Source organism: Bradyrhizobium sp. USDA 223, from assembly GCF_044909005.1.
GTDB lineage: Bacteria > Pseudomonadota > Alphaproteobacteria > Rhizobiales > Xanthobacteraceae > Bradyrhizobium > Bradyrhizobium yuanmingense.
The window spans coordinates 7,139,950-7,163,665 of the sequence record NZ_JBIYDR010000001.1; the positions used below are offsets into that span (position 1 = coordinate 7,139,950).

Consider the following 23,716-nt stretch of genomic DNA (forward strand, 5'->3'; position numbering starts at 1 on the left):
GCTTTTGTCGCTCGACGCCGTTGTCATCGATGCCGAAACGACCGGGCTCGATCCGCGCAAGGCGCGGGTGATCGAGCTTGCCGGCGTGCGTCTGTCGGCCGGAAAGCTGGTCGATGGCGGTTCATTCGTTCAATTGCTGCGTCCGGCCGACCAACCGATCCCCGCCGAAACGACGCGCATTCACGGCATCGATGATGCCATGGTCGCTGAATCGCCGCTATTCGTGGATGTGTGGCCGCGTTTCGAGGCATTCCTCGGCCGGGCGGTCGTCATCGGGCACATGATCGGTTTCGATCTGGCCGTCCTGAAGCGCGAATGCGATCTGGCGGGATTGCCATGGTCCCGGCCTCGAACGCTCGATACCAGACTGCTTGCGGAGATCGTTGCGCCGGACCTCGGCGGATACCAGCTGGAGAATCTTGCGGCCTGGCTTGGCATTGACGTGGCCGGCCGGCACTCCGCTCTCGGCGATGCGATCACGACGGCACGGATCTTCCTGGCGCTGCTGCCGAGGCTGCGCGAGCACGGCATCCGGACCGTTGCGGAGGCCGAGCGGGTCTGTCGCGCGCTCACCACGGTGCTCGACGATCAGGTGCGGATGGGTTGGGTCGAGCCGGTCGAAGCGACGGCCCGTATCGATGCAGAGCAAACGCTGAAGCGGTTTGACGCCTACGCCTATTGCCACCGCAACCGCGACATCATGCGGTATCCCGTCATTTTCGTCGGTCCGGACGTTTCGGTGAGCGACGCCCTGGCGCGAATGACCAGCGAGAGAATATCGGCTGTGTACGTCGGTGCGGCGGATGCGGCCGCCGACGATATCAAGGCCGTCGAGGCCGGGATCGTTACCGAGCGTGACGTGCTGCGGGCGATCGCCCGGCTCGGTGCCCCCGCGCTGGAGCTGCCGGTGCACCGCATCATGAGCAGGCCGCTGGCGGCGATTCCCGAGGACGCGCTCGTCTATCGCGCGATTGGCCGGATGAATCGCCTCAAGACCCGCCATCTCGGCGTCGTCGATGAGGCCGGCCGGGTGGTCGGTGCGTTGTCCGCGCGGGACCTGCTGCGTCTGCGGGCAGGGGAGGCCATATCGCTCGGCGACGAGATCGAGGATGCCGCGGATACGCAGGCATTGGCGCTGGCCTGGGCGAAGCTGCCGCGGGTTGCGGAGGTGCTCCTGGCGGAAGGATTGACCGGGCGTCAGATTGCGGAGGTGATCTCCAGCGAGCTCTGCGCCCTCACCCGTCAGGCCGCTGTGATCGCCGAGCGGATCATGCGGGATCGCGGTCGGGGCGCGGCCCCAACGCCATACACGCTGATCGTGCTCGGGTCTGCCGGGCGCGGCGAAAGCCTGCTGGCGATGGATCAGGACAATGCCGTGATCTTCGCGCAAGGCGAGCCGGGAGGCGACGAGGATCGCTGGTTTGAGACGTTCGCAGTGCACGTTGCAGATACTCTGCACGAGGCCGGTGTGCCCTATTGCAAGGGGGGCGTCATGGCGAAAAACCCACCCTGGCGCGGCTCGGTTGCAACGTGGCGGGACCGCATCGAGCACTGGGTCTGCCGCTCCAGTCCAAAGGATCTGCTGTCGGTCGATATCTTCTTCGATCTCCGGGCCGTTCATGGCGACGGCAGCCTTGCCGTCGCGGTCAGGCAGGCGGCTTTCGCGGCAGCCGAGGGGCAGGTCGCGTTCGCCAAGCTTCTGGTCGAAGGGATCACCGTCCCTGCGAGCCTGAAATTCTTCGGCGGCATTCGCACTGACGGCGGTCGCATCGACCTCAAGGCGGCAGGGCTGTTCGGCCTGGTCGCTGCGGCGCGTGCGATGGCGATCCTTTACCATGTGATGGGTCGATCGACATCGCAACGCCTCGCGGGCGTGAAGGCCCTGGTTGGCCGTGGCGAGACTGATCTCGATGCGCTCGACGAGGCCCATGGTATCTTTCTGGAGCTGATCGTGTCGCAACAGATTGCGGATGTGGCGCAGGGGACGCCGCCCTCCAATGCGGTGTTGGTCAAGCCGTTGTCGGCCCGTGATCGCGAGCGATTGAGGGCAGCGCTTCAAGCGGTCGCTGTGATCGAGGAGTTGACCGGGGACCTGCTGTTCAGGGACTGATGAGACCCGTCAGTGGCTTTTTGCGCTGCAACATCAATTGGTTCGCCCCTGTGATTAACTGCCTTGCGACTACGGGCGGAAGGTTGCCTTGCAAGACGGCTCCAGTCAGTAAACAATCGCCAATTGCTGCTTGATCAGCAACGAGTTGAACTTCTTTCCCGATCTTTTCGTCGGCCTGCGGAACAGATGACTGCAACAGCCAATGCAAACACCCAATCTCGTCATCGCCGATGATCATCCCCTGTTCCGCGATGCGCTGCGGCAGGCGGTGGCGGGCGTTCTCCCGTCGGCCCGGATCGACGAGGCCGGAACCTTCGAGGATCTGACCAAGCTTCTGGAGCAGACCTCCGAGGTCGATCTGGTCCTGCTCGACCTCTCCATGCCCGGGATCTCCGGCTTCTCCGGCCTGATCTATCTGCGCGCGCAATATCCGGCGATTCCGGTCGTGATCGTCTCGGCCTCCGACGACAGCGCCACGATCCGCCGCTCGCTCGATTTCGGCGCGTCCGGCTTCATCCCGAAGCGATTCGGGGTCGAGACCTTGCGTGACGCCATCCTCAAGGTGATGGAGGGCGACGTCTGGGTTCCCGCCGATACCGACCTGTCCGCCGCCGCCGACCCCGACATGACCCGCCTCCGCGACCGCCTGGTGACGCTGACGCCGCAGCAGGTTCGCGTCCTGATGATGCTGTCGGAGGGCCTTCTCAACAAGCAGATCGCCTACGAGCTCGGCGTCTCCGAAGCCACGATCAAGGCCCACGTTTCGGCGATCCTGCAGAAGCTCGGCGTCGAGAGCCGGACGCAAGCGGTGATTGCCGCGGCGAAGATCGCCGGCAGCCAGTGGAAGCAGGGCACGCCGACGGGGTAGCGTTTGCGCGTTAACTGGTGGATGTCCGGGCTCGCGGCAGAGCGCAATCATTCAGTGCGATGAGAGCTTCGGCGGTTTTGACCCGTTGTGGGCATTTCGATCGATGGATTAGCTGGACCAATAAGCCGTCGTTTGGAATAGACCGCCAGTGGTAGATGTGGCTAAGTTGGGGGCAAACTCCGAAGGATGAAGATGCCGTACTTCGCAGCCAACCAGACCCAATCCGATCGCACGTCTAAGGTGCTTGCAGATGTCTTCTGTGCGCTTTTACTAGGGACCTTTTCCATCGTCTTTTTCGGTCTGGTTGGCGGCCTTGTTGCTTTCGTTCTGCTGGAAGCTTGCTTGCTCGCCCTCGATTGGGTGATGCCGAGCGACGATGATGCCGCTGGGGTTGTTCGTTAGGAGATCAAGGGCCAACGAATGAGCAAGCCCGTAAAATCTGAAAGCGAACTGATCGCCATGGCGAGAGCCGAGTTGAAGGTCCACGCCGACTGTCCCGATGGAATCACGATTTCCGTCCTCCGCGACGGGAAATCCTGGGAGTTTCGGGCCAGCGCTGATCAGGCGACCTCTGATCGGCCGGGCTATCCTGAATGCGTTGCCATGCTTGTCCAGATTGGGGATCACCTCTGCAAGCAGTACGATGTCGAGGGCTAGTCGCGCCTCTACGACCCACACAAGATCAAAAGGTCAGCAGATGCGGTCGATCACCATCGTCAGACCAGACATGACGATCGCCTTAGGAATTCCTGTGTCAAAGAACGGCAACGCCATCCATTGATGTGACTGTCCGTTGCGAGGCAGGAAGAACCAGAGAAGGACTACTGAAAAAACGACCAGGAATGCGCCGACCACGAAATTTGCCCTCGCTGTAGCTCGTTGGAGGCGGTCCTCCGACGATCGAGTTGTTCGCAGCCCTGCAGGTCAACCGAATTAAGCACTGCGACGCCATTTTAGATGCCGGCGCGGTAAACTGTCCATTTTGCTGTTGACCCGGAACAGGCTGGCGGTAAAGGTGCCTTGCTTCACGCGGCGGGCGAGACCTAACCATGGCTCGTCAAAAACCGACAATAAGAACGGGCGGAAGCGTCGGGAGGGTGACCTAACTTCCGCATGGGCATGGACGACAGCTATTGCGTCGGCATGATCCTGCCTGCTTGGAGGTAGCACTCAGCGAGCGGGGAAAAGTCTGCAATGCGCCCATTGTTGGCGATAAGTACGGCGATCGACTGGCTGAACGAAAAGGTCGGCAGCGTCTGCAACATTCTGGTGCTCGCGGCCTGTCTGGTCAGCGCTGTGAATGCGATGATCCGCTACGCCTTCAGCTACAGCTCGAACAGCTGGCTCGAAACGCAGTGGTACATGTTCGCCGTCGTCGTGATGTTCGGCGCGTCCTACACCTTCAAGCGCAACGAGCACGTCCGCGTCGAGATCCTTTATCTCATGCTCTCCGAACGCGGCCAGCTGTGGCTGGACCTGATCGGGACATTGGTCTTCCTCGTCCCGGCCTGCCTGCTCCTCAGCTACCTGTCTTGGGCGATGTTCTACAACTCGTTCGTCATCGGCGAAATGTCCAACAATGCCGGCGGCCTCATGCGCTGGCCGATCAAATTTGTGCTGCCGGCCGGATTCTTCATGCTGGCTTTGCAAGGTATCTCGGAGGTCATCAAGCGCGCCGCCGCCTTGCGCGGTGAAGTCACCATCGATGCGAAATACGAGCGGCCGACCCAATGATCACGATCGAGATGATGCCGCCGCTGATGTTCGGCGGACTTGTTCTGGCGATGCTCATCGGCTTTCCGGTCGCCTTCACGCTGGCCGCCCTCGGGCTCTCGTTCGGATTTCTCGCGATCCATTTGGGATTTTTCGAGTTCAGCTTCCTCCAGGCGATCCCGGAGCGCATCTACGGCAGCGTTCTGGCCAACGAGCTGCTGCTGGCCATCCCATTCTTCACGTTCATGGGCGCGATCCTCGAACGATGCGGCCTCGCAGAGGACATGCTGGATTCGATGGGGCAGCTGTTTGGCCCCGTTCGCGGCGGTCTCGGCTATTCCGTGATCATCGTCGGCTTCATCCTCGGTGCCATCACAGGCACCGTGGCCGCGCAGGTGATCGCGATGGCGCTGATCTCGATGCCGGTCATGATCCGCTACGGCTATAACGTGCGCTACATCACCGGCGTGCTCGCAGCCTCCGGCACCATAACGCAGCTGGTGCCTCCTTCGCTGGTTCTGATCGTGCTCGCGGACCAGCTCGGCAAGTCAGTGGGCGACATGTATCTGGGCGCCTGGGGGCCATCGATCCTCCAGATTGCGCTGTTCGCGGGCTACACCTTCGTTCTGAGCATCGTCAAGCCGGGCCATGTCCCGGCGGTGCCCAAGGAAGCGAGGACGCTCAAGGGCTGGGCGCTCTGGCGCAAATGCCTTCTAGGCATCATTCCATCCGCCGTTCTGATCTTCGTGGTGCTCGGCACGATGATGCTGGGCCTCGCCACGCCGACCGAAGCGGGCGCGATGGGCGCCGTCGGCGCGATCGTCCTCGCCGTCATCCATCACAAGGATTTCAGCTCGGCCGGTCACAAGGTCTTGCTCGTCGGCGTCGCCGCTGCCGGAATCGGCACCATCATCGGCATCTACTTCACGCCGAATCTGCCGTTCAAGATTGCGTTCGCGACTGCCTATCTGGCAGTGGCCTGGCTGTGTCTCGAGGTAATCAGGATTCCCGACCTGCGCTTGCTGGTAAAGCAGGGTTATGAGACCACCATGCGCATCACTTGCATGGTGACTTTTATCCTCATTGGATCGACCTGTTTCTCGATTGTCTTTCTCGGCTGCAACGGGGGCGTCTGGCTCGAACATATGCTGACATCGTTGCCGGGCGGTGTGTGGGGCTTCTTAATCTTCATCAATCTGTTCATCTTCTTTGTCGCCTTCTTCCTCGACTTCTTCGAGATTGCCTTCATTATTGTCCCCATGGTCGCGCCGACCGCCCTCAAGCTCCTCACCCCTGTCGTCGGCGCGGATGCTGCCTTGATCTGGTTTGGGATCATGCTGTGCGTGAACATGCAGACTTCCTTCCTGCATCCCCCCTTTGGCTTCGCGCTGTTCTATTTGCGCGGCGTGGCGCCGAAGGAAGTCAAGAGTTCAGACATCTATTGGGGCGCGGTGCCGTGGATCGGTCTGCAGGCGATCATGGTTGCGGTCGTGATCGCATTCCCGATCACTGTCACCGGGTTGCTGGACGCCCCGATCAAGGTGGATCTGGAGAAGATCAAGATCGAGATTCCGGACGTCGAGCTGCCGCCACCATTGATCGATTTCGGGCAGCCCAAGAACTGAGGGACGTCAACCGAGGCATTTCGGCGCGTCCGGCTTCATTCCGAAGCGGTTCGGGGTCGAGACCTTGCGTGACGCCAAGGCCCCTGTCACGGCGATCCTGCAGAAGCTCGGCGTCGAGAGCCGGACGCAGGCGGTAATCGCGGCGGCGAAGATCACCGGCGGCCAGTGGAAGCAGGGCACGCCGACGGGGTGATCCGCTACAGCGTGGTCAGAAGCACGCTGGCCGCTCTGATATCCGCCGTTTCGGAGCCCTCGGCAAAGCCTTCGAGCGCCGATTGGAGCCATCGCTTCGCCTCGTCGCGCTGCCCGCGTCCGGCAAACAGCCCGGCGAGATCGATCGCGGCGCGCAGCTCCCAGGCCGTGGCGCCTTGTTGGCGACTGAGATCCAGGGATTGCATGAAGTGGGCTTGTGCCTGCTCGGCGTCGGGCTCGGGCAGCGACAACAGAACTCTGCCTTTCATCCGCAGCAATTCGGGCATGTAGAGATGATCGCCGCCCTGATCGACGAGGCGGATCGCATCCTCGATCAGGCGCGCACTCTGCTCGATCTGTCCAAGCGCCAACAAGCCTTGAACCAGCGCGATGTTGAAGGTCGTGGTGAGCAGTTCGTAGCCGGCCTCGTGGAGCTCGCGTAGGCAAGCGAAGATCGTATCGACGCCTTGCGCGGCGTCTCCCCGCCGGATCGCCAGTTCGCCTTTCACGCCGCGGCCCACCACGAGATAGGGACCCATCGAGCGAGATTCGGCATGCGCGATGAATTGGTCGATGCTCTGCTCGGCGCCGTCGAGATCGCCGTCCCAGAGCGAGATCGAGACCGCCCAGATCAACGCGATGCAGAGCGTGATCGGATGCTCCATTTGCGCGGCTTCAGTCACCGTCTGTTGCGCCAGCTGCCGCGCGTCCGCGGGACGGCCCTGCAACCAGAGTTCGCGCGCCAGCGTGATGCCGGCCCGGTTGCGATGATCGAAGCCATGAATGGTGCTGGTTCGTTCCGCGCCCGGCCCTTGCCATGCGACCTCCAGCATCTTCAGCGCGTCGCGGTGCTCGCCGGCCAGATGCAGCGAAACCCCGAGCAGCGAATGGGCGAGGACGATCGAGCCGGGATCGCCGAGCGGCTGCGCGACCGCAAGGCTCTGCTGCGCATAACCAAGCGCTGCGTCGAACTGCCCCATCCGTTCGTGAAAGATATGCATGCGGCCGAGCAGCTGCAGCTGGTTCGGCGCGTCGCCGCGCGCCTCCGCGATCGCAAGGCTCCTGCTCAAGGCCACGCGCGCCGCCTCGCTGCCGCCGCGCGTGAACATCAGGGTCAGCCCGAGGGCGGCCTGGATGTGCATTTCATCGGCGCTGCCGCGCGCGGACGGGGTCATGGCAAGCAGTGCCCGTTCCGACCAGCGCCGGCATTCGATCAGAAGAGACATCGCGAGGAAGATCGGCGCTGCCGCGGCGGCGAGCGTGATGCCGGCGCTGGCGTCGCCGCCCGCGCCAAAGCACCAGTCCAGCGCGGCACGCACGTTGTGGAGCGCGGAGAAGTGGATCGCCCGTTCGTCGGCATTCGGCGTTGCCGCCCAAGTGCTGCCGGCCTGCTCCAGCCATCGCCGGTAGTAGGCCGCGTGGCGGGCGGCGAGCGCGGCGTCGTTCGGCTCGATCTCGAGCAGATAGGCGCGCGTGGTATCGAGCAGACGGTAGCGCATCATGGCGCCGACCGGCCGCGGCGCGACCATCGATTTGGCGACGAGACTGTCGATGGCATCGAACAAATGGGAGCGGTCGGCACGTTCATCCGGGACGACCTCGAGGGCGGCGTCGATGGTGAAGTGACCTGCGAAGACCGCCAGCCTGCGGAGGACGAGGCGCTCGATGTCGGACAGCAGCCCGTAGCTCCAGTCCAGCGTCGCCCGCAACGTCTTCTGCCGCGGCGGCGCGGTGCGCTGGCCCTGCCAGAGCAGATTGAGACGCTCGTCGAGCAGCGCGGCCGTCTGCTCCAGGCCGTAAGCTTCGACCCGGCCTGCGGCGAGCTCGATCGCCAGGGCCATGCCGTCAAGGTTGCGGCAGATCCTCGCGATAGTCGCGGCGTTGGTATCGTCGAGTGCGATCTGCGCGCCGCCAGCGGTCGCCCGTTCGATGAAGAGCTGAAGCGCGGGATAGGTCTGCGCAGCCGCCGCACTCAGCCCGGCACTATCAGGCGGTACGGCGAGCGGTGCCAATCGATAGACCTGCTCGCCCTCGACGCGCAGGGCTTCGCGGCTGGTGGCGAGGATGTGCACATCAGGCGCAGCGTGGAAGATCGCCGAAGCCAGCGGTGCCGCCGCGGCGATGACATGCTCGCAATTGTCGAGGATGAGCAGCATCCGCTTGTCCCTGACATGCGCGAGCAGCGCGGGCAGGGGATCGTCGGTCTCGGCCGGCAAGCCGAGCATCAACAGGATCGAGGTGATCACGAGATCGGGATCGCTGAGCGCGGCAAGGTCGACGAAATGTGCGGCGTCGGAGAACGTCGCGAGCAGGTCGTGGGCGATCGCCACCGCGACGGCAGTCTTGCCAACGCCGCCCGGACCGACGATCGTGACGAAGCGCGAGGTGAGAAGCTTGTCGGAGATGGTGGCGACCGCCTGGTCGCGCCCGATCATCCGTTGCAGCCGATTCGGCAGCTTGACCGGCGGCAGTTCCATCGGCGGGGACGAGCGCCGCGCCGCCTGAAGCTGCGTGTGCGAGATCGGTGCCACGAAGCAATAGCCGCGCCCGGAGAGCGTCGTGATGTATCGCGCCCCGTCTTTGCCGTCGCCGAGCGCCTTGCGGAGGGCGGCGATGTGAAAGCGCAGATTGGCCTCTTCGACGGTGATGCCGGGCCACACCAGCGCCATCAGATCCCATTTGCTGACGACCTCGTTCGGCCGCGACATCAGTGCGATCAGCGCGTCGAACGCCTTCGCACCCAGCGGCACTGTGACGCCGTCGCGCGTCACGAGCCTTTCATGTGGCGCCACGGTGAATGGTCCGAACGAGAGTCTTGGCCCGGTCGGCGTGGTCATCGCGAAATCTTGCTCATTTGCGAACCGGATAGCCAGAGGGCAGCCATCCCGCAAGGCCTGCATTGCATCGGCCTCAGACCTTGTTTGCAGGCCTCGTAACAGCTTCTGCGCCGGCCTCACAACTTCTCACAAGTCCAAACGGGTCTCCGGAGCGCGTCGCTGCTAGTCAGTTTGCGCGACGGCAAGGAGCTCTTCATGACGCACACGGCAAAACTGCTCTACACGGCCCGGACCCACACCAGCGGCGGCCGGCAAGACGGCATATCGCGCAGTTCCGACGGTCGCCTCGACGTCAAGCTGTCGCCGCCGGGCGGGGCCGGCATCGGCACAAATCCCGAGCAATTGTTTGCGGCCGGCTGGTCGGCCTGCTTCGAAGGCGCCATGGAACTCGCCGCGCGCAAGCAGAAGGTGACCCTTCCCAGGAAAAGCGCGATCGATACGGAGATCGATCTCGTGCTCGACGAGGGCGCCTACGCGCTGAGGGCGCGCCTCAATGTCAGCCTGCCGGGTCTCGACCCCGAGATCGCACGCGGCATCATCGATGAAGCGCATCAAACCTGCCCCTACTCCAAGGCCGTCCGCGGCAACATCGACGTCACGGTCGCGCTGATCTGACGCACCATCATCAACCACGACAAGGTAACACCATCATGAAACGGATCATTGATCAGCACCGCCGCCAGTTTCTCGGCATCGCCACCGGAGCTGCCGCCGCCGGTATCGGCATGATCGCGTTCGCTCGTGCCGAGACCGAACCGCAGCGATCTCAAGGGTCGAATGCGTCCTTCGGCGCGATCAAGCAGATCGAAGCCGGCGTCCTCAATGTCGGCTATGCCGAGGCGGGTCCCTCGAACGGTCCGGTGGCGATCCTGCTGCACGGCTGGCCCTACGACATTCACGCCTTCATCGAGGTCGCACCGATCCTGGCGCAGGCCGGCTATCGCATCATCATCCCTCATCTGCGCGGTTACGGCTCGACGCACTTCCTCTCCAGCGAGACGCCGCGCAATGGCGAGCCTGCCGCGATGGCGTCCGACATCATCGCGCTGATGGACAAGCTCGAGATCAAGAAGGCCGTCGTCGCCGGCTTCGACTGGGGTGCACGCACCGCCGACATCATCGCCGCGCTGTGGCCGGAGCGGTGCCGCGCGCTGGTGTCGGTCAGCGGATATCTGATCTCCAGCCAGGCTGCGGGCAATACGCCGCTGCCGCCGTCGGCCGAGCTGCAATGGTGGTACCAGTTCTACTTCGCGACCGAGCGCGGCCGGGCCGGCTACGAGAAGTACACGCATGATTTCGCCAAGCTGATCTGGAAGCTGGCCTCGCCGCAGTGGAAGTTCGACGACGCCACCTTCAACAGAAGCGCAGCGTCGCTCGACAACAAGGATCATGTCGCGATCACGATCCACAATTACCGCTGGCGGCTCGGGCTCGCCCAGGGCGAGGCAAAATACGAGCATCTCGAAAAGAAGCTGGCCGCAGCTCCGCAGATCGAGGTGCCGACGATCACGATGGAGGGCGATGCCAACGGCGCGCCCCATCCCGATCCCAGCGCCTATGCCAAGAAGTTCTCAGGCCGATACGAGTTTCGCCTGATCACCGGCGGCGTCGGCCACAATCTGCCGCAGGAAGCGCCGCAAGCCTTCGCCAAGGCCATCATCGACGCCGACGGCGGCGCCTGAGGATATTGTCCGCCTCCGGTTCAGCCCGGCTGGACCGGAGGATATCCGTCGCTCCGAGCCTGTTGAGAGATCATGACCGCGCCCGAACCCGAAAAGAAAACCTTCGCATTCTCCACGGTGATCGTTCTTGCCGTGGTTCTCGTCGTCATTCTGCTGACCTGCGTGCCGTATCTCGCCACGATCGTCTCGGCGCAGACGCCGGCTGAAAGCACGGCCGCCAACGCCTCGCCGATCTTCGGCGTCACGATCCCCGCCGGCTACAAGCAGTGGGAGCTGATCGCGCCGGCCGAGGAGGCTGCGCCGCTCGACGAACTGCGCGCTGTCGTCGGCAACCAGGCTGCCATCGATGCCTACCAGGCCGGCAAGCTTCCGTTCCCGGACGGGACCGTGTTGGTCAAGCGCGCTTGGAAGCGGAAGCAATCACCTGAATTTGCATCCGCGACGATCCCCGGTGCTGCTACGACGGTCCAGGTGATGGTCAAGGATTCCAAGAAATATGCCTCCACTGGAGGCTGGGGCTTTGGCCGCTTCATCAACGGCAAGCCGGTTGACGAGGCCCAGCACCGCACCTGCTGGGGCTGTCACGAAGCCCGTGCCAAGAACCACGATTACGTGTTCACGCGGCTCGCGCCTTAAGTCCTTGCGGAGACTGGAATGAAGACCTGGTTCATGAGCGGCAGTTCGCGCGGGTTGGGGCGCGCCATCACGGAAGCCGCACTCGTTGCGGGCGACCGGGTGGTGGCCACGGCTCGCAAGCTCGACCCGCTCGAACCGCTGCGCGAACGTTTCGGGGAAGGACTGCGGCTGGCAACGCTTGATGTGACCGACGAAGCGGCAGCGCAAGCGGCGATCGACCTCGCGGTGGAAGCCTTCGGCGGTCTCGACGTCGTCGTGAACAATGCCGGCTATGGCGATCTCGGCTCGGTCGAGGACACCAGCCTCGCCTCGTTCCGGCAGCAGATCGAGGCCAATCTGATCGGCACCATCATCGTCACCAAGGCGGCGATCCCGGTGCTGCGCAAGCAGCGCCGCGGGCACATCATGCAGGTCTCGTCGGTCGGCGGCCGCATCGGCGCGCCGGCCCGCGCGCCCTATTCGGCGGCGAAATGGGGTATCGAAGGCTTTTCGGAATCGCTGGCGCGCGAGATGGCGCTGATCGGCGTGCATGTGACCATCGTTGAGCCCGGCGGCTTCCGGACCGGCTTTGCCCAGACCTCGCATGAGACCGACGAAGGACGTCCGGAGTACGACGCGGTGGTCGGTGCCGCCGTCAGGATGCAGCGCGACTACGATGGCCGTCAGCCCGGTGATCCCGCCAAGGCGGCCGACGTGGTATTGCAGCTCGCGAACATGGATCACCCGCCTCTGCGCATCGCGCTCGGCAGCGATGCCGTCAACGCCATCGCGGCGACGGACCGGCAGCGTCTCGACGAGCTGGAGAAATGGCGCGCGCTTAGCGTATCGACCGACTACTGACGGCGTCCTATTCCGCTGCCACCATCTGCTGCGTGCGCCACTGCCCGAGCAGAGCACGCAGCGAAGCCGGCTTCACCGGCTTGTTGAGCACCGCGATCTTCTCGTCGCGCGCGGCGACCTGCACGGCGGGGCTGCGATCGGCCGTGATCAGGATCGCAGGGATGGTATCGCCGAAACGGCGGCGGATCTCGCGGATGGCGGCGATGCCGTTGCCGCGATCGAGGTGATAATCGACCAGAAGGCCGGTGACGCGGCGGCCGGCGGTTTCGATCGCGGCGATCGCGCCTTCGGGATCGGCGACCGCGATCACCTCGGCGTCCCAGGCCTTGAGCAGCGTGCGCATGCCGTCGAGGATCGCCGCATCGTTCTCGATGCAGACGATCAGCGCGCCCGAGATCGGTGTGCGCGCCAGCGGCGTCGCGCTGGTCACGGCCGCGGTGTGGGTGACCGCCTTCGCCGTCGGCACGGTCACCGAGAACACCGAGCCGCCGCTTCGATTGCCGTCGATGGCGATGCCGTGCTTGAGCACGCGGGCCAGGCGTTCCACGATCGAGAGGCCGAGGCCCAGACCGCGCGCGATCCGCGCGCCCTGCTCCAGGCGATGGAACTCCTTGAAGATCTCGCCGCGCTTAACCGCGGGGATACCGACGCCGGTGTCGTAGACGCAGATTTTGAGCGAGGCGCCGCGGCGGCGGCAGCCGACCAGCACGCGGCCGCGGGGGGTATACTTGATCGCGTTCGAGATCAGGTTCTGGAGCAGGCGCCGCAGCAGGAGCCGGTCCGACTCGACCGGCAGCGAGCAGGGCACGAAGGCGAGCTCCAGTCCCTTGGCGCGCGCGATCGGCGCGAACTCGATTTCCAGCGAGCGCATCAGATCGGCCATCTTGAAGCTCGAGATCGAGGTCGCCATCGCGCCGGCGTCGAGTCTGGAGATGTCCAGCAGCGCGCCGAGGATTTCCTCGATCGCCTGCAGCGATTCGTCGATGTTCTCGACCAGCCGCGTCTCCTCGCCATTGTGCTGGCGCTCGACGAGGCTCGTGACGTAGAGCCGCGCCGCATTCAGCGGCTGCAGGATGTCGTGGCTGGCGGCGGCGAGGAAACGCGTCTTGGAGATGCTGGCATCCTCCGCCGCGCTCTTGGCGATGGCCAGCTCGGAGTTCAGCCGCGTCAGCTCCTCGGTGCGGTCGCGCACGCGCTTTTCCAGCGTCGCATTGGCGCGCTCCAGCGCTTCGGCGGCTTCGAAGGTCGGCGTGACGTCGGTGAAGGTGATGACGAAGCCACCGCCGGGCATGCGGTTGGTGAGCACTTCGATCACCATGTGGCGTTCCGGCAGGCGCTCGAGATAAGGCTCACTGTCGGTGGTGTAGGCCGCAAGGCGCCGTTCCAGCAGGGCCTCGCGCTCGAGCGGATCGTTCGGATCGCCGAGGCCGATGAATTCCAGGATCTCGCGCAAGGGCGTGCCGAACTGGATCAGATGCAGTGGCACATTGAGGAGGTCGCCGAACTGCCGATTGGAGCAGATCAGTTGCAGATCGGCGTCGAACACGGCGATGCCCTGGCGCACATGGTTGAGCGCGGTCTGCAGGATCTCGCGGTTGAAATGCAGCGCGGCGTGCGAATCGTCGAGCAGCTTCAGCGCGGCCTTGGCGGAGACCGTCCGCTTGCGCAGCAGCAGCGACATCACGAGGCGGGAGGAGGCCGCGCCGATCGAGGAGGCAATCAGATGCTCGGCGTGTTGCAGCAGCTCGAAATCGGCGGGCGCACCGGGCTCCAGCCGCACGTTGCGCCGCGCCGAGAAGGCCTCGAAGGAGTGCCGTGCGCGGTCGGGCCCGAGATACTGCGCCACCGTGGTCTGGATGTCCTGCACGGTGACGGTGCTGCGCCAGCGGCGGAAGCTCGGGGAGATCGGTGCGAGCGTATTGGGCACGAACAGATCGGCCTGCAGCAGTTCGATGGAAGACGGCCGGCGCGCCAGCGACAGCAGCACATAGGTCAGGATGTTGAGGGACAGCGACCAGATCACGCCGTGCATCAGGGGCGGCAGGTCGGCGCCGAACAGTGCCTGCGGCCGCAGCGCCTCGATGCCGAACGGGCCGTGCTGCAGCAGCAGGATGCCTGACGTCGAGGAATCCATGAAGCTCGGCATGAACAGCGTGTAGAGCCACACCGCAAACCCGACCAGCATGCCGCCGATCGCCCCGCGCGCGGTCGCGCGCCGCCAGAGCAGGCCGCCGAAGAAGCTCGGGGCGAGCTGGGCGATGGCGGCAAAGGAGAGCAGGCCGATCGCCGCGAGCTGGGTGCTGCCGAGCGCGCGATAGTAGAAATAGGCCATCACCATGATGGCGAAGATCGCGAGTCGGCGCGAGCGCAGCAGGAAGTTGCTGAAATCGGCCCCGCCGGCGCGCCCCTCCGGCCGACGTTTCAGCACCAGCGGCACCACGAGGTCATTCGAGACCATGATGGAGAGCGCGACGCATTCGACGATCACCATGGCGGTCGCCGCCGACAGCCCGCCGACGAAAACGACGACGCTGAGCAGGTTCGCGCCGTTCTCGATCGGCAGGGCCAGCACATACATATCAGGGTCGGCCGTGCCGAACGGGAAGGTCACGAGGCCGGCGAGCGCGATCGGGATCACGAACAGGTTGATGGCGACGAGGTAGAGCGGAAACAGCCAGCGCGCGCGGCCGACCTCGGCATCCGAGGAATTCTCCACCACGCTGACGTGAAACTGGCGCGGCAGCAGCATGATCGCGCACAGCGACAGCAACGTCATGGTCAGGAAGTTGCCGATCGACGGCGAATAATTGATGGCGCGCACCGCTTCCGGCGTCCTCATCGCGCGCTCGATCAATTCATGCGGCGAGAACATCCAGAAGGTGACGAAGATGCCGGCGGCGAGGAAGGCGACCAGCTTGATGATGGATTCGGTCGCGATCGCCAGCATCAGGCCGTGCTGGTGCTCGGTCGCGTCGGTCTGTCGCGTGCCGAACAGCACAGCGAAGGCCGCCATCGTCAGCGTCACCATCAGCGCCATGTCGCCGAGGATCGGGATGTGCGAGAAGGCCTGGTCTTCGCTCAGGATTGTGCCCAGCGAGGAAGCCACCGCCTTGAGCTGGAGCGCGATATAGGGCACCGAGCCGATGATCGCGATTGCGGCGACGGTCGCCGCCACCGCCTGGCTCTTGCCGTAGCGGGCCCCGATGAAGTCGGCGATCGAGGTGATGTTGTGGGCTTTCGCCAGCTGGATCACGCGTCGGAGCACCCCGGCCCCTAACCCGATCATCAGGATCGGGCCGACATAGATCGCGAGGAAATCGGTCGAGGTGCGGGTGGCGAAGCCGACCGACCCGAAGAAGGTCCAGGACGTGCAGTAGATCGCCAGCGACAGCGGATAGATCAGCCCGGAGGCGCGGCCGCGCCCGGCCGGCGAGCGGCGGTCGCCATGGCTCGCCACCAGGAACAGGAAGCCGATATAGCCGAAGGCGGCGGCGATCACGCCCCAATCGTGCAGCATGGGTCGGGGGCTCTCTCCCTGGGCGCCGGCGGCGCCCGAGCTCATTTTCCCTGCAAACCTAGCGCGTTGAGCGGACGCAAGCGACAGCGAAATGCCGTGCGGCGGTAGGAACAGGGGTTGTCGTTAAGGTGCGAGCGTGCACCCACGGGCGCCTACCCTCCTCTGGAGGGTAGGGTCGATCGCGCGCAGCGCGAGCGGGGTAGGGTGATCTCTCCCCACGGGCACTGTTCGCTGCGGGAAGACCGTCACCCCACCCCGTCTCCCATATCGCTGCGCTCTATGTGAGCCGACCCTCCCCCTTCAGGGGAGGGTAAGAGAGGACCCTATTCCGCCGCGAGCGACTTGGCGCGCAGCGGCAGGCCGAGGCGGTCCCACACTTGCAGCAACGCTTCGGCGAGCTGATCGATCAGGCCGTCGTCGTGATAGGGCGAGGGCGTGATGCGCAGGCGCTCGGTGCCCTTGGCGACGGTCGGATAGTTGATCGGCTGGATGTAGATCCCGTGCTGTTCGAGCAGCAGGTCGGAGGCCTGCTTGCACTTCTCGGGATCGCCGACGAACAGCGGTACGATGTGGGTGTCGCTCGACATCACCGGCAGGCCGGCGGCATTGAGGATCGCCTTGACGCGGGCGGCACGGTCCTGGTGGCGTTCGCGCTCCCAGCTCGACGTCTTCAGGTGCCTGATCGCGGCGGTCGCGGCCGAGCAGACCGCCGGCGGCAGCGCCGTGGTGAAGATGAAGCCCGGCGCATAGGAGCGCACGGCGTCGATGATCTGGCCGTTGGCGGCGATGTAGCCGCCGAGACAGCCGAACGCCTTGGCCAGCGTGCCCTCGAGAATGTCGATGCGATGCATCACGCCGTCGCGCTCGGCGATGCCGCCGCCGCGCGGGCCGTACATGCCGACGGCGTGGACTTCGTCGACATAGGTCATCGCGCCATATTTCTCGGCGAGATCGCAGATCCTGGCGAGCGGCGCGACATCGCCGTCCATGGAATAGAGACTTTCGCAGACGATCAGCTTCGGCCGATCGGGACCGGCCGCCTTCAACAGCTCTTCGAGATGCGCAACGTCGTTGTGGCGGAACACGATCCGCTCGCAGCCGGACTGGCGGATGCCCTCGATCATCGAATTGTGGTTGAGCTCGTCCGATAGGATCAGGCAGTTCGGAATGAGCTTTGCGATGGTCGGGATGCCAGTCTGGTTCGAGACATAGCCCGAGGTGAACAGCAGCGCGGCTTCCTTGCCGTGGAGATCGGCGAGCTCGGCTTCGAGCTGCACCAGCGGATGGTGCGTGCCGGCGATGTTGCGGGTGCCGCCGGCGCCGGTGCCGACGCGGGTGGCGGTCTCGACCATGGCGCCGACCACCTTCGGATGCTGGCCCATGCCGAGATAGTCGTTGGAGCACCAGATCACGACGTCGCGCTTGCCCTTGGGCGAGTGCCAGACCGCATGCGGGAACCGGCCGGCCGTGCGTTCGAGGTCGGCGAACACGCGATAACGCCGCTCGGTGTGGAGACGATCGAGGGCGGAATCGAAGAATTGGGCGTAATCCATCGGCAAACCTGCAACGGAACCTGACCAAGGGGACGCGTCTACTTAGAGCTTTTCCAGCTCCAATGTCTATGCGCTATCCCACATTTGGATCTGTGGGGCATTTGGGCAAAATGCCCTATCCGGCGCGTCTCAGTTTGATCCCGATCAATCCTGCGCGACATGTAATGCTGCTCTGCACCATCTGCCGGGGCGAGGGTTCAACCCCAACCTATGGTCTTCCGTCGCGGCCCGGCGCGCGCTTTCCTTGCTCAACCAGGCTCTCGAAAGGATCCTTCCATGAAGCGCGTGATGATCCTCAACGGTCCCAACCTCAACATGCTCGGCATCCGCGAGCCGCACATCTACGGCACGACGACGCTCGCGGAGGTCAACGCGAGCTGCGAGGAGGCAGCCGCCAGGCTCGGCCTCAAGCTCGCCTTCCACCAGTCCAATCACGAGGGCGTGCTGGTCGATCTGATCCAGTCGGCGCGGCAGGACGCCGACGCCATCGTCATCAATCCGGCCGGCCTCTCCTTCACCTCGGTCTCGATCATGGACGCGATCAAGACGTTCGAGGGCCCGGTGCTGGAGGTGCACATCTCCAACATCCACGCCCGTGACGAATATCACCGGCACTCCAAGATCTCGTTCGTGGCGACCGGCGTGATCTGCGGGCTCGGGCCGTTCGGCTACATCGCGGCGCTGCACGCGATCGCGAACATGAAGTGAGGTCTTCTCCCTCTCCCCGCTTGCGGGGAGAGGGTCGGGGGTGAGGGGGACTCTCCGCGGGGACGGTGAGAGTTGGACTCGCGGAGATTCCCCCTCACCCGCCACGCTTCGCGTGTCGGCCTCTCCCCGCAGGCGGGGAGAGGCGAAGAGCTCACGTCGTCCGAAACTGCAGCACGCCGTCCTGCATCTCGGGCGTGAGGCGGCCCTCGACGATCATGTAGTTGACGTGGGCGACGAGCTCGCCGGCGGCAAAGCCCATCTGGTGCTCGTCCAGCACGTGCTTGTTGAACACCACGGGCACCAGGGCGCGCGAGGTTTGCGGCACCTCACGGCAGGCTTCCGCGATCAATCGGCAGCGCTCTTCGTGGTGGTCGGCGAGCTGCTTGATGCGGGTCTTCAATCCGTAGAACGGCACGCCATGGCCGGGCAGCACCAGCACGTCATAGGGCAGCGTCGTGGTCAGGCTGGCGAGCGAGGCCAGATATTCGCCGAGCGAATTCTGGTCGGGCTCGACCGCCCAGACGCTGACATTCGGCGAGATCTTGCTCAGCACCTGGTCGGCGGAGAGGAACAGCTTGTCGTCGGCACAATACAGCATCACCTGGTCGAGGGCGTGGCCGCCGCCGGTGATGACCTTGAAGCGGCGCGTGCCGATCACGACGTCGTCGCCATGCGAGATGCGGCGGTAGGACGGCGGCAGCACCGAGACGCGCTTCAGATAGTCCTGGCCGCGGCCGAGCAGCTTTTCGGTGAGCGACTCGTCCATGCCATGGCGGCGGAAGAACAGCCGCTGCGCCTCGCGCCGCTCCTCGGTGCCGCGGTTCTGGTGATAGACCGATTGCAGATATTCGACCTGCGACATCACCAGCGGGCAGCCGAACCGCTCGACGATCCAACCGGCGAGACCGACATGATCCGGGTGGGAGTGGGTGACGATCAGGCGCGTGATGTTGACGCCTTTCAGCGGTCCGTCGAACAGCTTCGTCCAGGCCTCGATCGTCTCCTCGTTGCCGAAGCCGGCATCGATCATCGCATAGCCGTCGCCATCGGCGAGCAGGTAGATGTTCACGTGGTTGAGGCGGAACGGCAGCTTCAGCCGCGCCCACAACACGCCGGGCCGCACCTCGACCACCTGTTCGGGGCCGGGATGCTGTTCCCAGGGGTAGCGCAGGGCCTCGGCCGAGGACTGCGGGGTGTCGGTTTTCGAGCTCATGCTATCGGCTTAAACCCAGTGCGCGCAGGGCGCCAGCCGAAAAAGGATGCTGGGCGGCGACAGCATGGCGGTCATACCGAGGCAGTTTTCCGTAACCCGGATTGCGCTACGCTCCATCCAGGCTACAGGATAGGGCTCTTACGCCGCCCGCATGTCGTTGAGGAAGGCGTCGATCTCCCCGCGCAGCATATCGGCCTCGCGCCGCAGCGCGTCCGAGGCGCTCAGCACCTCGGTGGCCGCAGCGCCGGCTTCGGCGGACGCGGTGGAGACGCCGACGATGTTGCTGGAGACCTCGCTGGTGCCGCCGGCGGCATGCTGGATGTTGCGGGCGATTTCGCGCGTCGCGGCGCCCTGCTCTTCGACCGCGGCAGCGATCGTGGTGGTGACGTCGTTGATCTCGCCGATGATCCGACCGATGCCCTGGATTGCGCCGACCGCGGAGGTCGTGACTGACTGCATGCTGGCGATCTGGGTGCGGATCTCGTCGGTCGCCTTGGCGGTCTGGCTGGCCAGGCTCTTCACCTCGGAGGCAACCACCGCGAAGCCGCGGCCGGCCTCGCCGGCGCGCGCCGCCTCGATGGTGGCGTTGAGCGCGAGCAGATTGGTCTGCGAGGCGATGGTCTGGATCAGGTCGACGACGACGCTGATGCGGCTCGCGCTGTCGGCAAGGCTCTGCACCGTGGCGTCGGTCGCTCCCGCTTCGTCGACCGCCTTTTTGGCGATCTCGGCGGAGGTCACGACCTGGCGGCTGATCTCCTGGATCGAGGAGGACAGCTGCTCGGTGCCGGCCGAGACGGTCTGCACGTTGACCGACGTCTCCTCCGCGGCGGAGGCGACCGCGTTGACCAGCGCGTTGGACTGGTCGGCGGTGTTCGACATGCTCTGCGCGGTCGATTGCATCGAATTGGCCGATTGGGCCAGATTATCGAGTGCGGAGCGCACCGTGCTTTCGAACTGGGCGATCTTCGCCTCCATGCGCGCGGCCCGCTCGGCCTTGGCGATACGGTCCTTGTCCTGCTCGCTGGTCAGCGCGCGGGTCTCGATCATGCTCTCCCGGAACACCTGCAGCGTGTTCGCCATGACGGAGATTTCGTCGTTGTGGTTCTTCGAGCGGTAGATCTCGGTTTCGAGATCCCCGTTCGCGAGCAGCTGCATCGACTGCTGCAAGGCGCCGATCCGGCGCAGGATGTTGCGGCCGACATAGAGCCATACGAACAGCGCCGAGCCGACCAGCATCAGCGCGCCCAAGCCCAGCATGACCGACGTCGCGAGCGAAATCTCCTGCCGCGCCTGGAGGGTCGAGGCGTTGGTCTCTTTCTGCACGCCGTCGACGAGCTGCTGCACGCTGATGCCGAGGCCGACATTGAGCTTGCGCGTCTCGTCCAGGATGGTCTGACCATAGTCGATGGAGTCGAGCTCCTTTTCGCGCAAATTGAACACGCCGGTCTTGCCGGTGCCGAGCGCGAGCAGCTTTTCCGCGGTGTCGCGCAGCATCTTGTTGCCTTGGTTGTCCGGCAACAGATCGAGGTTCGACCGCAGGCGCCCCTGCGCCGTCTTGAATTCCTTCTGGATGTCGTCGAGCTTGTCGCTGGTGTTCGCCGACAGCGCCGCGCTCATGTTGGCGGCGGCGAGATTGCCGCTGGCGACGACGTTGCCGAGCTGACCGACGGTCTGCGCGGCGTCGGTCGCGTCTGCGGCTGACAGGTCGGCTGACCCGAGAATGGCATTGACGCGGGTCTGCGCGTCCAGCATCGCCGGGCTCGCTGCGCCGACGAACGCGCCCTGCGCGGTGCGAAGCGCGTCATATTGCTTCTCGTGCAGCGCCGCGAGGTCGAGCCGTTCGCGGGCGGCTTTCGTCAGGCTCTGAGCCGCCTCGTTGATGCTCTTTATCGTATCGCTGAGCCCCGAGACGACGCTCTTGTCGCCGCCGAGCTCGATGATCTCGTTGAGCTTCTGCTGCGTCTGCTCCTGCAATTCCCTGAGCTTCTTGGTACGTTCGTTCAGGGCGTCGTCGCTCTGCGCCGCAAGCAGGGCCGGTCCCTGCGCCGCGAGGCTCGCACTCAGCGCCGACAATTGCAGGCTGGCGGAAAGGCGCGGAATGTCCCGTCCGCTCAGTTCAGTCATGCGTCCGCCGAGATTCTGCAGCGCAAGGCCGGCGCCGGCCGCGATCACGAGGCCCATGCCCGCGATCAAGATGAAGGCTGCGAACAGGCTGCCGCGCACGCCCCATCTCGGCATTTTGAAACGCGGCTTGAAACGGCCGAGACTGAAACGGATCGCCATCGAAATTCCCCCACGCCCTTGCTTTATATTTTGTGGCGGGGAGTATCGGCCAGGGCGGTTAAAAAATCGCAATTGCTGCAATCGGTTGCGTGCGTTCCGCAGAGCGAAAAAAGAAGGGGCCGGCAGTGTCGCCGGCCCCTCATCACGATAATGTCTTGCTAACCGATCAGTAGCGCGCCATGGCCGGGCTTGCCCAGTTGAAGCGGTAGTTGACGCCCGCCTTGAAGGTATGGTCGTCGGTGGTGAAGGCGCCGGTGCCGGCGAGCGGACCGGCGGTGAAGCTCGCGTCGCCGAAATTGTAATACTGGTACTCGGCCTTGGCCGACCAATTCGGGGCGAACATGTATTCGAGGCCGGCGCCGACGGTGTAGCCGTTGCGATGATCGCCGGTGATGACGAAGGCGGTCGGCACGCCGCCGACGGTGACCTTCTCGTTGTTGTCCGAATAGGCGTAGCCGCCCTTCACATAGACCAGGCCGGGACCCCAGGTGTAGCCGACGCGGCCGGTGATCGAGCCGAGGCCGCGCTGGTCGTTGGTGTAGGCGATGCCGCCAGGGAACACCGCGCCGACGCTGCCGGAGAGCCAGGAATACTGGCCCTCGACGCCGACCACGAAGTTCGGGTGGAACTGCCAGTCCCCGCCGACCTGCACGCCGCCGAGGAAGCGGCCGTTGCCGTTGTTGCCGGTGGAGAGGCCATTGAAATTGTTGTCGCTGGAGAACGCGCCGCCGACATGGGCGCCGAGATAGAAGCCTGTCCAATTGTAGATCGGCGCGGCGTAGGCCGGCGCGGGCGTCTTGTAATAATTGCGGTTGCCGAGATCGGCGCCGACGGCCGGCGCAGCCGCGCCCACCACGAGCAGCGCCACGGTCGCAAACAGAATCTTCTTCATCGTCTTGAACTCCAACACGTAGATGTCCCGGCAGGCGCGTTTTCTGCGCCGCGTTGGTTTTGCAGATAGCTCGCTTTTGACGAAAATGCTGTCACATCCGTGGCACAGCGACGGCCAACGTAACTTGTTGGGCCGTAAATGATTTTCGTGCTTAATGGCAACTTAAGAAGTGGTGAAGGAAGGCTTAACGGCGCACTCTGTCGGTAACTTGCGCGCGCCTTGCGTTAACCAAGACGCCGCCGTGCCTCGTCGCGCATCTGCGCGCGAAAGGCGGCGCGCTTTGCCGGCCTGTCTTCCTCACGCACGTCGTGTCGATCGAAGATGTCGAATTTCTCCAGGATCGGATAGCGCTCGCTCGCCATCGCGAGCACGCGCAGTATCCTGGTCCCCTCCGGCGTCGGGCCGCTGACCTCCCAGCGCCGGATGGTGTCGGCGCCGCCTCTCTCCGGCAATCCGCAAAGCTTGGCCATGTCGGCCGCGCTGAGCTTGCGCTCGAGGGCATCGGAGAGGTCGTTGCGAAGCTGCTTCAGTTCGGCGCCGGTCATGCTTTGCGTCCAGGGAAGTCACTGAAAGCAATGCACTAGCGCTGATTCGGGTCCATCCGAAGACGATGTGAGTCCGCCGCGCTCCGGCACCTTCGTCCGCACACGGAGTTATGAAGGGAGAACCCATGGAAATTTGCCGATGCATGAACACTTGGCACATCGGGGCGCGCAACGGGTGAAGGGATCAGCCATGAAAACCATCAGACTCGCCATTTCCGCGCTGATCACGACGGGACTGCTTGCCGCACCATTCGCAGCTGAGGCGAAAAAGGTCCGGTCAAGCCGGCAATACAGCACTGGTGTGGTGGCGCCGACCTATGGCGGAGCCGGAGCGCCGGCCGCGCAACCGAGGGCGGCCTACGGATCGTCGGGACAGACGGTCGGCACTGTCACCGCGCCGTCGATCGGATCATACAATTGGCCCTCGGTCGGCGTGACCAACTCGGCTCCCACCTGGAGCAACACCACGAGATAGAGGGCTCCGGCAAAGTGGAGGCGACTG

The 23,716-nt window shown here is 64.5% G+C and carries 21 protein-coding genes and 1 pseudogene; 13 read left to right on the forward strand and 9 right to left on the reverse strand.

Features of this window, described 5'->3' with window-relative positions:
• Positions 1-4 precede the first annotated feature (4 nt).
• The gene (locus ABIA40_RS33220) at positions 5-2,110 is read left to right on the forward strand and encodes a DUF294 nucleotidyltransferase-like domain-containing protein (RefSeq protein WP_404545474.1); all 2,106 of its coding nucleotides are present in this window, start codon (positions 5-7) and stop codon (positions 2,108-2,110) included.
• On the opposite strand, the gene ABIA40_RS33225 is transcribed toward ABIA40_RS33220, so the two are convergent.
• A complete protein-coding gene (locus tag ABIA40_RS33225; RefSeq protein WP_404545476.1) occupies positions 2,100-2,348 on the reverse strand; it encodes a hypothetical protein in 249 nt (82 codons plus the stop codon). The two genes, ABIA40_RS33220 and ABIA40_RS33225, sit on opposite strands and share 11 nt — an antisense overlap.
• Here ABIA40_RS33225 and ABIA40_RS33230 point away from each other — a divergent pair.
• From ABIA40_RS33230 to ABIA40_RS33240, 3 genes are all read left to right on the forward strand, one after another.
• Complete coding sequence (locus tag ABIA40_RS33230) at positions 2,313-2,978, forward strand: response regulator transcription factor (protein WP_157285653.1); 666 nt, start codon at positions 2,313-2,315, stop codon at positions 2,976-2,978. The two genes, ABIA40_RS33225 and ABIA40_RS33230, sit on opposite strands and share 36 nt — an antisense overlap.
• 186 nt (positions 2,979-3,164) lie before the next feature.
• Positions 3,165-3,380 (forward strand): hypothetical protein, encoded by a 216-nt coding sequence (locus ABIA40_RS33235; protein WP_404545478.1) that lies wholly within the window; start codon positions 3,165-3,167, stop codon positions 3,378-3,380.
• 18 nt (positions 3,381-3,398) lie between these two features.
• Positions 3,399-3,635: a hypothetical protein gene (locus ABIA40_RS33240; protein ID WP_271546222.1), complete on the forward strand. Its 237-nt coding sequence runs from the start codon at positions 3,399-3,401 to the stop codon at positions 3,633-3,635.
• 33 nt (positions 3,636-3,668) lie between these two features.
• Here the strand turns inward: ABIA40_RS33240 and ABIA40_RS33245 are convergent, their stop codons facing one another.
• Positions 3,669-3,833: a hypothetical protein gene (locus ABIA40_RS33245; protein ID WP_404545480.1), complete on the reverse strand. Its 165-nt coding sequence runs from the start codon at positions 3,831-3,833 to the stop codon at positions 3,669-3,671.
• 339 nt (positions 3,834-4,172) lie between these two features.
• Here ABIA40_RS33245 and ABIA40_RS33250 point away from each other — a divergent pair, with 339 nt between their 5' ends.
• The 3 genes and pseudogenes from ABIA40_RS33250 to ABIA40_RS33260 form a co-directional block, all read left to right on the forward strand.
• Positions 4,173-4,712: a TRAP transporter small permease subunit gene (locus ABIA40_RS33250; protein WP_157285650.1), complete on the forward strand. Its 540-nt coding sequence runs from the start codon at positions 4,173-4,175 to the stop codon at positions 4,710-4,712.
• Complete coding sequence (locus tag ABIA40_RS33255; RefSeq protein ID WP_271546218.1) at positions 4,709-6,316, forward strand: TRAP transporter large permease subunit; 1,608 nt, start codon at positions 4,709-4,711, stop codon at positions 6,314-6,316. Before ABIA40_RS33250 ends, ABIA40_RS33255 begins: the two co-directional genes overlap by 4 nt.
• Positions 6,317-6,320: 4 nt before the next feature.
• A pseudogene (locus tag ABIA40_RS33260) lies at positions 6,321-6,509 on the forward strand (hypothetical protein); the annotation flags it as partial.
• A 4-nt stretch (positions 6,510-6,513) separates the two neighbouring features.
• Here the strand turns inward: ABIA40_RS33260 and ABIA40_RS33265 are convergent.
• A complete protein-coding gene (locus ABIA40_RS33265; protein ID WP_404545483.1) occupies positions 6,514-9,345 on the reverse strand; it encodes an ATP-binding protein in 2,832 nt (943 codons plus the stop codon).
• 195 nt (positions 9,346-9,540) lie between these two features.
• On the opposite strand from ABIA40_RS33265, the gene ABIA40_RS33270 reads away from it, so the two are divergent.
• The 4 genes from ABIA40_RS33270 to ABIA40_RS33285 all read left to right on the forward strand — a co-directional run bounded on the left by ABIA40_RS33270 (position 9,541) and on the right by ABIA40_RS33285 (position 12,503).
• Positions 9,541-9,960 (forward strand): organic hydroperoxide resistance protein, encoded by a 420-nt coding sequence (locus ABIA40_RS33270; RefSeq protein WP_275510866.1) that lies wholly within the window; start codon positions 9,541-9,543, stop codon positions 9,958-9,960.
• Between the two features lie 35 nt (positions 9,961-9,995).
• Entirely contained in the window at positions 9,996-11,027 is a 1,032-nt protein-coding gene (locus tag ABIA40_RS33275; RefSeq protein WP_404545485.1) for an alpha/beta fold hydrolase, read from the forward strand.
• A 72-nt stretch (positions 11,028-11,099) separates the two neighbouring features.
• Entirely contained in the window at positions 11,100-11,663 is a 564-nt protein-coding gene (locus tag ABIA40_RS33280) for a cytochrome P460 family protein (protein ID WP_404545487.1), read from the forward strand.
• Positions 11,664-11,681: 18 nt separating this feature from the next.
• A complete protein-coding gene (locus ABIA40_RS33285; protein ID WP_404545489.1) occupies positions 11,682-12,503 on the forward strand; it encodes an SDR family NAD(P)-dependent oxidoreductase in 822 nt (273 codons plus the stop codon).
• A gap of 7 nt (positions 12,504-12,510) precedes the next feature.
• On the opposite strand, the gene ABIA40_RS33290 is transcribed toward ABIA40_RS33285, so the two are convergent.
• On the reverse strand, positions 12,511-16,020 hold the full coding sequence (locus ABIA40_RS33290; RefSeq protein WP_404545491.1) for a NahK/ErcS family hybrid sensor histidine kinase/response regulator: 3,510 nt from the start codon (positions 16,018-16,020) through the stop codon (positions 12,511-12,513).
• A 323-nt stretch (positions 16,021-16,343) separates the two neighbouring features.
• Positions 16,344-17,573 carry a 5-aminolevulinate synthase gene (hemA, locus tag ABIA40_RS33295; protein WP_035996665.1) on the reverse strand — a complete coding sequence of 410 codons (1,230 nt, stop codon included), beginning with the start codon at positions 17,571-17,573 and terminating at the stop codon, positions 16,344-16,346.
• A 276-nt stretch (positions 17,574-17,849) separates the two neighbouring features.
• Here hemA and aroQ point away from each other — a divergent pair, with 276 nt between their 5' ends.
• Complete coding sequence (gene aroQ, locus ABIA40_RS33300) at positions 17,850-18,281, forward strand: type II 3-dehydroquinate dehydratase (protein WP_157285641.1); 432 nt, start codon at positions 17,850-17,852, stop codon at positions 18,279-18,281.
• A 151-nt stretch (positions 18,282-18,432) separates the two neighbouring features.
• Here the strand turns inward: aroQ and ABIA40_RS33305 are convergent, their stop codons facing one another.
• The 4 genes from ABIA40_RS33305 to ABIA40_RS33320 form a co-directional block, all read right to left on the reverse strand.
• On the reverse strand, positions 18,433-19,494 hold the full coding sequence (locus ABIA40_RS33305; RefSeq protein ID WP_035996672.1) for an MBL fold metallo-hydrolase: 1,062 nt from the start codon (positions 19,492-19,494) through the stop codon (positions 18,433-18,435).
• Positions 19,495-19,632: 138 nt separating this feature from the next.
• A complete protein-coding gene (locus ABIA40_RS33310; RefSeq protein ID WP_271546203.1) occupies positions 19,633-21,777 on the reverse strand; it encodes a methyl-accepting chemotaxis protein in 2,145 nt (714 codons plus the stop codon).
• Between the two features lie 166 nt (positions 21,778-21,943).
• Positions 21,944-22,669 carry an outer membrane protein gene (locus ABIA40_RS33315; RefSeq protein WP_157285638.1) on the reverse strand — a complete coding sequence of 242 codons (726 nt, stop codon included), beginning with the start codon at positions 22,667-22,669 and terminating at the stop codon, positions 21,944-21,946.
• Between the two features lie 224 nt (positions 22,670-22,893).
• The gene (locus ABIA40_RS33320; RefSeq protein WP_035996689.1) at positions 22,894-23,214 is read right to left on the reverse strand and encodes a hypothetical protein; all 321 of its coding nucleotides are present in this window, start codon (positions 23,212-23,214) and stop codon (positions 22,894-22,896) included.
• A 190-nt stretch (positions 23,215-23,404) separates the two neighbouring features.
• Here ABIA40_RS33320 and ABIA40_RS33325 point away from each other — a divergent pair, with 190 nt between their 5' ends.
• On the forward strand, positions 23,405-23,689 hold the full coding sequence (locus tag ABIA40_RS33325) for a hypothetical protein (protein WP_035996692.1): 285 nt from the start codon (positions 23,405-23,407) through the stop codon (positions 23,687-23,689).
• Positions 23,690-23,716 lie beyond the last annotated feature (27 nt).

Coding starts and splice junctions, on each gene's coding strand:
- ABIA40_RS33255 (WP_271546218.1), top strand. CDS start 4,709: ATGATCACGATCGAGATGATGCCGCCGCTGATGTTCGGCGGACTTGTT.
- ABIA40_RS33280 (WP_404545487.1), top strand. CDS start 11,100: ATGACCGCGCCCGAACCCGAAAAGAAAACCTTCGCATTCTCCACGGTG.
- ABIA40_RS33230 (WP_157285653.1), top strand. CDS start 2,313: ATGCAAACACCCAATCTCGTCATCGCCGATGATCATCCCCTGTTCCGC.
- ABIA40_RS33225 (WP_404545476.1), bottom strand. CDS start 2,348: ATGATCATCGGCGATGACGAGATTGGGTGTTTGCATTGGCTGTTGCAG.
- ABIA40_RS33240 (WP_271546222.1), top strand. CDS start 3,399: ATGAGCAAGCCCGTAAAATCTGAAAGCGAACTGATCGCCATGGCGAGA.
- ABIA40_RS33270 (WP_275510866.1), top strand. CDS start 9,541: ATGACGCACACGGCAAAACTGCTCTACACGGCCCGGACCCACACCAGC.
- ABIA40_RS33235 (WP_404545478.1), top strand. CDS start 3,165: ATGAAGATGCCGTACTTCGCAGCCAACCAGACCCAATCCGATCGCACG.
- hemA (WP_035996665.1), bottom strand. CDS start 17,573: ATGGATTACGCCCAATTCTTCGATTCCGCCCTCGATCGTCTCCACACC.
- aroQ (WP_157285641.1), top strand. CDS start 17,850: ATGAAGCGCGTGATGATCCTCAACGGTCCCAACCTCAACATGCTCGGC.
- ABIA40_RS33290 (WP_404545491.1), bottom strand. CDS start 16,020: ATGCTGCACGATTGGGGCGTGATCGCCGCCGCCTTCGGCTATATCGGC.
- ABIA40_RS33305 (WP_035996672.1), bottom strand. CDS start 19,494: ATGAGCTCGAAAACCGACACCCCGCAGTCCTCGGCCGAGGCCCTGCGC.
- ABIA40_RS33275 (WP_404545485.1), top strand. CDS start 9,996: ATGAAACGGATCATTGATCAGCACCGCCGCCAGTTTCTCGGCATCGCC.
- ABIA40_RS33250 (WP_157285650.1), top strand. CDS start 4,173: ATGCGCCCATTGTTGGCGATAAGTACGGCGATCGACTGGCTGAACGAA.
- ABIA40_RS33325 (WP_035996692.1), top strand. CDS start 23,405: ATGAAAACCATCAGACTCGCCATTTCCGCGCTGATCACGACGGGACTG.
- ABIA40_RS33310 (WP_271546203.1), bottom strand. CDS start 21,777: ATGGCGATCCGTTTCAGTCTCGGCCGTTTCAAGCCGCGTTTCAAAATG.
- ABIA40_RS33315 (WP_157285638.1), bottom strand. CDS start 22,669: ATGAAGAAGATTCTGTTTGCGACCGTGGCGCTGCTCGTGGTGGGCGCG.
- ABIA40_RS33320 (WP_035996689.1), bottom strand. CDS start 23,214: ATGACCGGCGCCGAACTGAAGCAGCTTCGCAACGACCTCTCCGATGCC.
- ABIA40_RS33285 (WP_404545489.1), top strand. CDS start 11,682: ATGAAGACCTGGTTCATGAGCGGCAGTTCGCGCGGGTTGGGGCGCGCC.
- ABIA40_RS33265 (WP_404545483.1), bottom strand. CDS start 9,345: ATGACCACGCCGACCGGGCCAAGACTCTCGTTCGGACCATTCACCGTG.